This window comes from Streptomyces turgidiscabies Car8, from assembly GCF_000331005.1.
GTDB classification, from domain to species: domain Bacteria; phylum Actinomycetota; class Actinomycetes; order Streptomycetales; family Streptomycetaceae; genus Streptomyces; species Streptomyces turgidiscabies.
The window spans coordinates 1-2,808 of record NZ_AEJB01000325.1; the positions used below are offsets into that span (position 1 = coordinate 1).

The following is a 2,808-nucleotide window of genomic DNA, read 5'->3' on the forward strand; positions in this document are numbered from 1 at the left end:
TCGCCCCCGCCGCCCCTACCCGTCCCATCCCGTTCCTGGGGGCTGCGCCCCCAGACCCCCGCTCCGGCCCTGAACGGGCCTTGTCCTCAAACGCCGGACGGGCTGGAAATGCGGGTCTGCGCTGAGAGGTTCCGGACGGGCTGGGAATGCGGGCCTGCGCTGAGAGGTTCCGGACGGGCTGGAAATGCGGGCCGGTGCTGAAGGTGCGGGCCTGCGCTGGAAGGTTCGCAGGGGCTGCACGTGCGGACATTGTGCTTGAGGTGTAAAGCATTTCGGTCCACGTTGCCTACTCATCAGTCGTGTTCTAGGCATGGGGATCATGAAACCCCCCATCAAATCCCCCCTCCGTGCCCTCGGCGCCCTCACCGTCGCCGCCGGGCTCGTCCTCGGGTTCGCCGGGGCCGCCGGGGCCGCGCCCGGTGCCTCCGGTGTGGTTCCCTTCGGCTTCGCCCAGCGCACTGTCGCCGTCTCCGGCGGTCAGGTCTTTCATCTCAAGCTCGCCGCCACCCCCACCGTCCTGCCCGCCGCGGGCGGCACCGTGGACGTCGCCGGGACCGGGTACAACCGGGGGCAGGGGATCTTCCTCGCCTTCTGCGTCGTTCCCGACGGCGTCACCGTCGGCGATCCCTCCACCTACACCGCCCTCCCCACGCCCTGTCTGCCCGGGCGGGCCGACAAGGACGGCTCCTCGCGCCGTATCACCGACAGCGCCACCGGGACTCCGGGAATCACGCTGCCGTACCGGGCCGGGGGTTCCTTCCTGACCACCCTCAACCTCCGGCCCGAGATCGCGGACGGCGTCGTGTGCGACGTCGACGTCAAGTGCGCCATCGTCACCCGGGCCGACTTCACGGCCACCGCAGACCGCTCCTACGACCAGTACATCCCGGTCAGCTTCGGGCGGTAGCGTCCGTCCGGCAACCTGGGCCCGGGGCCTCGGACACGGCTTGCGGAAAGCCGTTTTCGTGGTTCTGGGCCCACCTGGGAGAATGGGGCCGTCAGCCGTCCGACCGTACCGGCTGGCCTTGAGGAACTCTCAGACAAAGAGGACGTGCCGATCGTGGCTCAGAGCACCGAGACCACCGACTGGGTCTCCCGTTTCGCGGATGAGGTCATCGAGGAGTCGGAGCGTCGAGCCCCGGGCAAACCCGTCGTCGTCGCGTCCGGGCTGTCTCCCTCCGGGCCCATCCACCTCGGGAACCTGCGCGAGGTCATGACCCCCCATCTCGTCGCCGACGAGATCCGGCGCCGGGGACACCAGGTCCGGCATCTGATCTCCTGGGACGACTACGACCGGTACCGCAAGGTGCCCAACGGGGTCGACGGTGTGGACTCCTCCTGGGCCGAGCACATCGGCCGGCCGCTGACCGCCGTACCGGCGCCCAAGGGGTCCGCGCACGCCTCCTGGGCCGAGCACTTCAAGGCCGCGATGGTGGACGCGCTCGCCGAGCTCGGTGTCGCGTTCGACGGGATCAGCCAGACCGCGCAGTACACCTCGGGTGTCTATCGCGAGCAGATCCTGCACGCCATGAAGCACCGGGGTGACATCGACGCCATCCTCGACCAGTACCGGACCAAGAAGGTTCCGGCCAAGCAGTCGCAGAAGCCCGTCGACGACGCCGAGCTCGAAGCCGCCGAGGGGTCCGGGGCAGCCGGTGAGGACGACGGGAGTTCCGGGGGCGCCGGCTACTACCCGTACAAGCCCTTCTGCGGTGGCTGCGGCAAGGACCTCACCACCGTCACCGCCTACGACGACGACAGTACCGAGCTGACGTACACCTGCACCGCCTGCGGGTTCTCCGAGAGCGTGCTGCTGAGCGAGTTCAACCGCGGCAAGCTGGTCTGGAAGGTCGACTGGCCGATGCGCTGGGCGTACGAGGGGGTCGTGTTCGAGCCGAGCGGTGTCGACCACTCGTCTCCGGGGTCCTCGTTCCAGGTCGGCGGGCAGATCGTCGGCAGCGTCTTCGGCGGCAAGCAGCCCATCGGGCCGATGTACGCCTTCGTCGGCATCAGCGGCATGGCCAAGATGTCCAGCAGCAAGGGCGGGGTCCCCACGCCCGGCGACGCGCTGAAGATCATGGAGCCGCAGATCCTGCGCTGGCTGTACGCCCGCCGCCGGCCCAACCAGTCCTTCAAGATCGCCTTCGACCAGGAGATCCAGCGCCTCTACGACGAGTGGGACAAGCTCGACGCCAAGGTGGCGGACGGGTCGGCTCTTCCCGCCGATGTCGCCGCCCACTCGCGTGCGGTGCGTACCGCCGGGGGCGAACTGCCGCGTACGGCACGGGCGTTGCCCTACCGGACGCTGGCCTCCGTCGCCGACATCACCGCCGGTGCCGAGGACCAGACGCTGCGGATCCTGAGGGAGCTGGACCCCGCCGATCCGTTGCTCTCCCTCGACGAGGCGCGGCCCAGGCTCGACAAGGCCGAGGCCTGGATCAACACGCAGGTACCGGCCGATCAGCGGACCATCGTCCGGGACGAACCCGACAGCGAGCTGATCAAGTCCCTCGACGAGGCGGGGCGGCAGTCGCTGCGGCTCCTCGTCGACGGCCTCGCGGACAACTGGTCCCTGGACGGCCTCAGCCACCTCGTCTACGGCGTGCCCAAGGTTCAGGCCGGCTTCTCCGCCGACGCCACGCCGAAGGAACTCCCGGCCGAGATCAAGGTCGCCCAGCGCACGTTCTTCGCCCTGCTCTACAACCTGCTCGTCGGCCGGGACACCGGGCCGCGTCTGCCCACGCTGCTGCTCGCGGTGGGGCAGGAGCGGGTGCGGGCCCTGCTCGGCGAGTAGCGGAAACACGACGG

Annotated in this window: 2 protein-coding genes; both read left to right on the top strand. The window is 69.6% G+C overall.

Going from position 1 to position 2,808, the window contains the following annotated elements; all coding sequences use genetic code 11:
* Window positions 1–319 precede the first annotated feature (319 nt).
* Window positions 320–907 carry a hypothetical protein gene (locus STRTUCAR8_RS21710; RefSeq protein ID WP_100247617.1) on the top strand — a complete coding sequence of 196 codons (588 nt, stop codon included), beginning with the start codon at window positions 320–322 and terminating at the stop codon, window positions 905–907.
* A gap of 144 nt (window positions 908–1,051) precedes the next feature.
* Entirely contained in the window at window positions 1,052–2,794 is a 1,743-nt protein-coding gene (lysS, locus tag STRTUCAR8_RS21715; RefSeq protein WP_044472623.1) for a lysine--tRNA ligase, read from the top strand.
* The last annotated feature ends 14 nt before the right edge of the window (window positions 2,795–2,808 follow it).

Bases quoted from the DNA above. Each gene is read 5' to 3' on its own strand.
- STRTUCAR8_RS21710 (WP_100247617.1), top strand. From the start codon at position 320: ATGAAACCCCCCATCAAATCCCCCCTCCGTGCCCTCGGCGCCCTCACC.